The organism is Collinsella sp. AF39-11AT, from assembly GCF_003474585.1.
Lineage (GTDB): Bacteria > Actinomycetota > Coriobacteriia > Coriobacteriales > Coriobacteriaceae > Collinsella.
Map to the genome: position 1 here is coordinate 9,939 of NZ_QROG01000035.1, position 5,610 is coordinate 15,548.

Sequence of the window (5,610 nt, forward strand, 5' to 3'; positions counted from 1 at the left end):
GAGCTCGCGTTCTTCGGTGGCGATCCCGCCGAGACGAGCAAGCCCGCAAAACCCCAAGCGCCGAGCCCGCGAGGCGTCGAAGGCCCTTAAGCAGCCGGCGATGGGCACCAAGGCGCAGCAGGCGCTCGCGAGTCAGCGGGAGGCGATGAAGCAGGAATCGGCCCGCGCAAGAAGCCAGCGTCGCGCGGATGAGGCGGAGGCGCGCTTCGAGCAGCGGAAGTTGAAGCGCAAGCAGAAGCATCGTGGGCATTGATACCGCCATCGACCCATATATAGCAGCAAGCGTAGCTTCGATTGAAACTACGCCTGCCACCTGGTGCTATAACGTTATACAGAACGTGTGTTCTACTCCCACTCAGTGATCAAATCGTGCACTTCCATAGCCTCTCGTCTACATGGTATACCGTTGTCTCCCCTTTTTTCAGAGTTGGGCGATTTTCGGGCACCCAAGCTGAACTCAAATTGAACTTAACGACGGCTTATCGGTCGGGGGCTTCCTAGCGAGAATATACAGAGGCGCACATTTCGCAGGGAACCTCCCATTCGTTATTTTATCGGGATGCTGTCAAGGCAGCGTCAATGCGTTTGACCTACACCTTCTCGCTTGTCGAGGCTTCGTCTGCAGGACCATCGGAATCGATACGGAATCGATCGGCATACCATTCATCCGAAGCAATCACCTTATGGAGCATCTGGAGATGCAGGTCGACATAGTGGCAGAACGCCTTGCCGTATTCCACGAGAGGCACATTGTTTCTCTCGTTGGGCTCGGCTCCAAAATTAAACTCGACCTCATAGCCCTCCCCAGGCACACCAATGCTCGACAGAATATCAGTGGAGAAGTGAACGAATCCAGACGTCACCTTGTATACATCTTTTACCTTTGGATCGAACTTCTCGAGTAAGTCTTGAAGTCTTCTATCAGACATCTTCTCACCCGAGAAATCTTTCAGCTTGTTCGCAGGCACACCTTGAAACACCTGCTTGAGAAAGTCATCCTGGTCTTCCGCGGCGAATAACGCGAATGTCCTCAGGCAGACTCCAACCTGTGCGCGGAGAAGCTGGGCGACGCAAACAAGATTCCTCGACTCGAGCATGGAGATGAATCCGTCTATCAATCTCATCGCATATTCAGAGGAGGATGCCAGATATAGATCCCATTGGGTAAAGTCACCGTTCATGAAGGGAATCACTGCATTGCGCTCGGCGACTCTCAAGGCACTCAGGCTTTGTTTTATTTTCTCAGCTTCTTGTTTGAACTGTTCGATATCCAAAATGCCCCCAAATGCCGGCTTCTCAACAAATCAGAAAAAGCAAGAGAGACAGAGATTAGGTTCATGCTCCACTGAACCCACGCTTCCAGTCGAGGTACTCCTCCTCGGAGATCTCCCCGGAGTCCCGTCTCTCGCGCCCCTCACGGAACTGTCCATATCAGTGTAGCCAATCCAAGCACAGTCCCACCGCCCGGCCCAGTCGCTCCCCGTCCTGCGTGACCCCGTGAAGGCGGAGGGGCGTGACTGTCGTCATCGCGTTCCTTTCTCCTCGTACTTTTTTGGGCATGCGTAGCGGGCCCCCGCGCGGCGCTGAGAGCGAATCGGCGCAGGCTTGAGACCAGTTGCGCTGGAGCCGAGGTTCGGGTTTCGCCGGCTTACGCAGCTTGGCGGACGGAGCGCCCGGGCTCCGCGCCCCTAGGGCGCGGCGGGGTCCGCAACGTTGGAGGTGTCGATCTCGCCCAGATTGGCGAGCTGGCTGATGAACGGGACACTCTCGTGTTCGTCCACCTCGACGCCGCCGAGCACGATGGTGCTGTCGCGCGTATCGATTTGGGTTGTGAACACGGCCGGGTCGAAGCCCGAGGCGATAAAGCCAATGCCCGCGAGGACAACACCCGCGGCAACGAGCCCGCCCGCCACAGCGAGGTAGATCTTCTTCGCGCTGGTCATGGTACTCACTCCTTTCTACGCTGCGAGATGCGCGGCAGCGCCGCCCTTCTCGCCCTTACCCTTCCAGAAAGGCGAGGCGGCCTTCCCCGCCCAGAGCGCCGAGAGGCGCGCGATCCGCTTGGATGCCTCCCAGGCGCCCGCGCCCACGAGGAGGGCCACGCCGATGAAAGCGAGCCCGCAGCCCAGCATCACGATCACGTAGGGCACGTGGCCGACGGCCACACCCGCCGCCACGAGCGCGAGCGACGCCGCGCCCACGGCCCCGAGGGTCGCGGCGATGACCCACACGCAGAGCGCCAGCACCCAGATACACACGTAGACCGTGACGGCCACCGCCGCGAAGGCCAGCAGGAGCGGCACCCACACCGGCGACCCCACGATGGTCAGCACCCACAGCAACGCAGTGCTGCGCCGGCGCGTCTTCGCAATCGCGCGCGGCACGGCGGGCAGGTCGTCGAGCGTGGCCTCGGCAACCTCGCCGGGGGTGCCCATGGCGGCCACGGCCTCCTCCTCGCTCATGCCGTCCTCCATGCGGTCGGCGATGGCCTCCGCGTAGAACGCCTTGGTCTCCTCCACCTGTTCGGCCGGCAGGCAGGCGAGCAGCTCGCCCAGCCGGCCCAGGAACTCATCGCGCGTCATGGTGCGCCCCCTCAACGTATGTGTAGATCTCCCGTACGGACGGCCACTCGGCCAGGAACTCCTCGATGCGCGCACGCCCATCGTCCGTGATGCGGTAGTAACGGCGCAGCCGCCCGTTGTGCTCGGCGGAGCGCGCCGTGATGCACCCGGCTTTCTCCAGGCGCTTGAGCAGCGGGTAGAGCGTCGACTCCGTGAGCCCCATGCTCGCCGGCACGTCCTTCACGATCTGGTAGCCATAGGACTCCTCGCCGGAAATGGCCGCGAGCACGCAGGCCTCCAGGAAGCCACGCTTCATCTGGGCCTCCATCCGCACACCTCCTCTCGTCATATACTGTGCTATACACACTATACGATGCAAGGTATTAGGCGTCAACTACCATCGTGAAGATTCTTCGGTCCCCGCACGCGGTCGCGGATGACTGCCCGTCCCGAGCGAAACCCACAGGCGCCAACGCGACCTGAACGCGGCGCTGTACCCCGAGATCCGGGGTACGGTCCACCTTTCGGCCCAACCATGGGATTCGAAAGGCCGAAGACGCCGAGAGAGATCCGGGCAGGACGGCGCCAGGTGGTTTTCAACCCCGTCAACGGTTCGCGAGCTCTGGAATATTGCCCGCAGGCCACGGGAAGAGCTCCAACCGAAAGTAATCATCGCCAGCAGCTCTATCTCGCGAAACGTCCTCGTGAAGCCGCACGTGAGTGCACCCGAAACCGCATGAGTCCACTATGAGCGCATTCTTTTGACGTTTTGTTCCCGAAGCAAGGGGCCCCGTCGGCCTGGCGCTCGACCCCATCAATACGACGCCACTGTTCTCCCGATGGAGCAGGACAGCATATTCGTCTCGTTCATGCAGGTAGATAGTGCCGTTGGCTTGCGTGTATCCAATTTGCTCAAACATCACGGCATACACGATAAGGTACGAGAAAAACGAGGGAGACCGCATTCGGCCTCCCTCTTAGCGACGTGAATCGTAGCTAGCGGCTTTACCGTCTTACGTTTCCACAGATCAGAAGGGATGTGCAAGAGCGATGACCGAAAGAATCGTCGCAGGCGGCTTATTCACCCAAGAGTTCAACGGTTCCACTTTCAAATGCATGGGGAAATGCGAATGACCTCAATGTGCTCCCGAACTCGGCGCTAGCGTTAACGCCGACTCCGTCGAGCGAAGACTTGCTAATATGAGTCACAACACCGTCTCCAAGGCCGATATGCCCAAGATGGCTTCCAACTGGGGGCAGGGTTTGCCGATAGGAACAACATGAAGAAATGCAGTCCCCTTGGAATCCTGCTCGGTGATTCCGTCAGCGTTCTTCTCAAGGCAATCCAGAAGAGCAATCGGATCGCCCATCACGTCAGGTGGCGGAGTTGGCATGGAGGGCAGGTTCTTGTTGGTATCCACCCATTGTACGCCCGTCGTCGTGCACGACCAATCGGACAGCTTCCCGGATTCGATAGTTGCATGCGAGGGGGTTCTTCGAGCTAAGTGCTCTTGAGCATGGCGTTTCACGTGCCGGTGTTCATGAGCGGCAAGGATTGCTTTTTCGGGCTCGATCCGAGGATGCGTGACTACGGTCTCTCTTGCTGTTCAGCTCGCCTAGTCTGCATCTTGGTTCCTCGACTGCGCAGCTTGGTTAAACGCCGAAGGTTCAGCTATCTTCGTCAGCTAGCATGAGAGCAACCCGAAGGGAGGACGCATGAAGATCACAATCGAAGAGCGAGAAGCAGCTCAAGATATAGAAGTCACGATCGTCTGCGTAAGGGTCGATCGCCGCGTGCTTGATATAGCGGCTCGGCTGCGCATGCTTGACAGGAAGGTGACGGGCACGGCCGACGGCTGCACGCGCGTGCTGAGCGCAGAAGACGTCCTGTTCATCGAGTCGGTCGACAAGCACACGTTCATTTATACGGCCGACACGGTTCTCGAAACGGGCCTGCGCCTTTACGAGATGGAGGGGCGCCTGGCGGACTGCGACTTCCTGCGCATCGCGAAAGGTTGCATCGTCAACTTCCGCGCGATCACCGCCCTCAAGCCCGACGTCAACGGCAGGATCATCGCCACCTTGGAAAACGGTGAGCAGGTCGTTATCTCGCGCCAGTATGCGCCCGACGTCAAATCGAAGCTCGGTCTGAAGCAGTCGAAACGAAGGAAGGGAGACCGAAATGATTAACAGGGACATTATCGACACCGATAAAAAGACGCCCGCGGAAAACCTCGGACAACTCGTGAAAAGCACCTGTATCGGCTTCACTGTTGCCATGATAGCCTTCTTGGCATTAGGGACTTGTTTCGCTGATGACACCGCCAAGCAGGGCATTAACTATTGCTGGTCGATTCTCGCCGCGTGCGTCACCGTCCCCGCGCTGCAGTTCGTGTTCTTCACGCCCGCGGTGATCAGACAGATGGCGTATCCCGCGCGCCTGGTGCTGTTCGACGTTTGCCTCTACGCAGCCCTCTGTGCATTGGCGTTTGTCTTTGCTTGGGTTCCCGTGAACAACCCCGGGGCGTGGGTTACCTTCACGGTTGTCTATCTCGCCATCCTGGCGGTCCTCACTCTTGCTTTCAACGCCAAGCTGAGCCGCGAGACCCGCGAATTGAACGACAGGCTCGCGGAATACCGCAAGAGCAGGGAGACGGAATAAGGGTATAGCTGAGCATTATCGATGCTGGGCAAATCCTTACTCCCGATCCTCGGATTACCGCCCAGCGCGAGGACCTGATACCAAGGCCGGCGCAGGGCGATGCTCGGCCCCGTTCGCTACCCCAAGCGCTTCCTGCGCGATCACGCCCTTGTAGCCCCCCGTTCGCGCGCATAAGCGGGTTCATGTGCAGGGGAATGTCGATCCAGGTGCCGCTTGCTCGGTCAGCTTGATCGGATTGGAGGAAGACGACCTCGTGTTCAGCATAGACGATGGCGAAACTTCCTACGTATTGCGGTCTACCCAAGCCATCATTCGGTCCTCCTCGGTTTCGAAACTCGAATTTTTTGGCTCTTCGGTGGTTTCTGTGGGAGAGATTCCGGCATAGGC

Annotated in this window: 8 protein-coding genes; 3 read left to right on the forward strand and 5 right to left on the reverse strand. The window is 59.0% G+C overall.

Annotated elements, in window-relative coordinates; all coding sequences use genetic code 11:
- Positions 1 to 253: DUF2992 family protein (locus DW037_RS10645; protein ID WP_158571985.1), on the forward strand; the 253-nt coding region annotated here is incomplete at its 5' end.
- A gap of 337 nt (positions 254 to 590) precedes the next feature.
- On the opposite strand, the gene DW037_RS09955 is transcribed toward DW037_RS10645, so the two are convergent.
- The 5 genes from DW037_RS09955 to DW037_RS10525 form a co-directional block, all read right to left on the reverse strand.
- The gene (locus tag DW037_RS09955) at positions 591 to 1,274 is read right to left on the reverse strand and encodes a hypothetical protein (RefSeq protein WP_117640140.1); all 684 of its coding nucleotides are present in this window, start codon (positions 1,272 to 1,274) and stop codon (positions 591 to 593) included.
- Positions 1,275 to 1,688: 414 nt separating this feature from the next.
- Positions 1,689 to 1,943 carry a hypothetical protein gene (locus DW037_RS09960; protein ID WP_117640139.1) on the reverse strand — a complete coding sequence of 85 codons (255 nt, stop codon included), beginning with the start codon at positions 1,941 to 1,943 and terminating at the stop codon, positions 1,689 to 1,691.
- A gap of 15 nt (positions 1,944 to 1,958) precedes the next feature.
- A complete protein-coding gene (locus tag DW037_RS09965; RefSeq protein WP_117640138.1) occupies positions 1,959 to 2,582 on the reverse strand; it encodes a DUF1700 domain-containing protein in 624 nt (207 codons plus the stop codon).
- Positions 2,569 to 2,889, reverse strand: a complete 321-nt coding sequence (locus DW037_RS09970; RefSeq protein WP_197032260.1) for a PadR family transcriptional regulator — start codon at positions 2,887 to 2,889, stop codon at positions 2,569 to 2,571. The genes DW037_RS09965 and DW037_RS09970 overlap by 14 nt, the downstream gene beginning before the upstream one ends.
- 877 nt (positions 2,890 to 3,766) lie before the next feature.
- Entirely contained in the window at positions 3,767 to 3,982 is a 216-nt protein-coding gene (locus DW037_RS10525; RefSeq protein ID WP_118450766.1) for a hypothetical protein, read from the reverse strand.
- Positions 3,983 to 4,277: 295 nt separating this feature from the next.
- Between DW037_RS10525 and DW037_RS09980 the strand changes: the two genes are divergently transcribed.
- Complete coding sequence (locus DW037_RS09980) at positions 4,278 to 4,751, forward strand: LytTR family DNA-binding domain-containing protein (RefSeq protein ID WP_117640135.1); 474 nt, start codon at positions 4,278 to 4,280, stop codon at positions 4,749 to 4,751.
- A complete protein-coding gene (locus DW037_RS09985) occupies positions 4,744 to 5,223 on the forward strand; it encodes a DUF3021 family protein (protein ID WP_117640133.1) in 480 nt (159 codons plus the stop codon). Before DW037_RS09980 ends, DW037_RS09985 begins: the two co-directional genes overlap by 8 nt.
- Positions 5,224 to 5,610 lie beyond the last annotated feature (387 nt).

Excerpts from the sequence above, each read along its gene's own strand:
- DW037_RS09960 (WP_117640139.1), bottom strand. The coding sequence starts at position 1,943 with ATGACCAGCGCGAAGAAGATCTACCTCGCTGTGGCGGGCGGGCTCGTT.
- DW037_RS09965 (WP_117640138.1), bottom strand. The coding sequence starts at position 2,582 with ATGACGCGCGATGAGTTCCTGGGCCGGCTGGGCGAGCTGCTCGCCTGC.
- DW037_RS09970 (WP_197032260.1), bottom strand. The coding sequence starts at position 2,889 with ATGGAGGCCCAGATGAAGCGTGGCTTCCTGGAGGCCTGCGTGCTCGCG.
- DW037_RS09980 (WP_117640135.1), top strand. The coding sequence starts at position 4,278 with ATGAAGATCACAATCGAAGAGCGAGAAGCAGCTCAAGATATAGAAGTC.
- DW037_RS09985 (WP_117640133.1), top strand. The coding sequence starts at position 4,744 with ATGATTAACAGGGACATTATCGACACCGATAAAAAGACGCCCGCGGAA.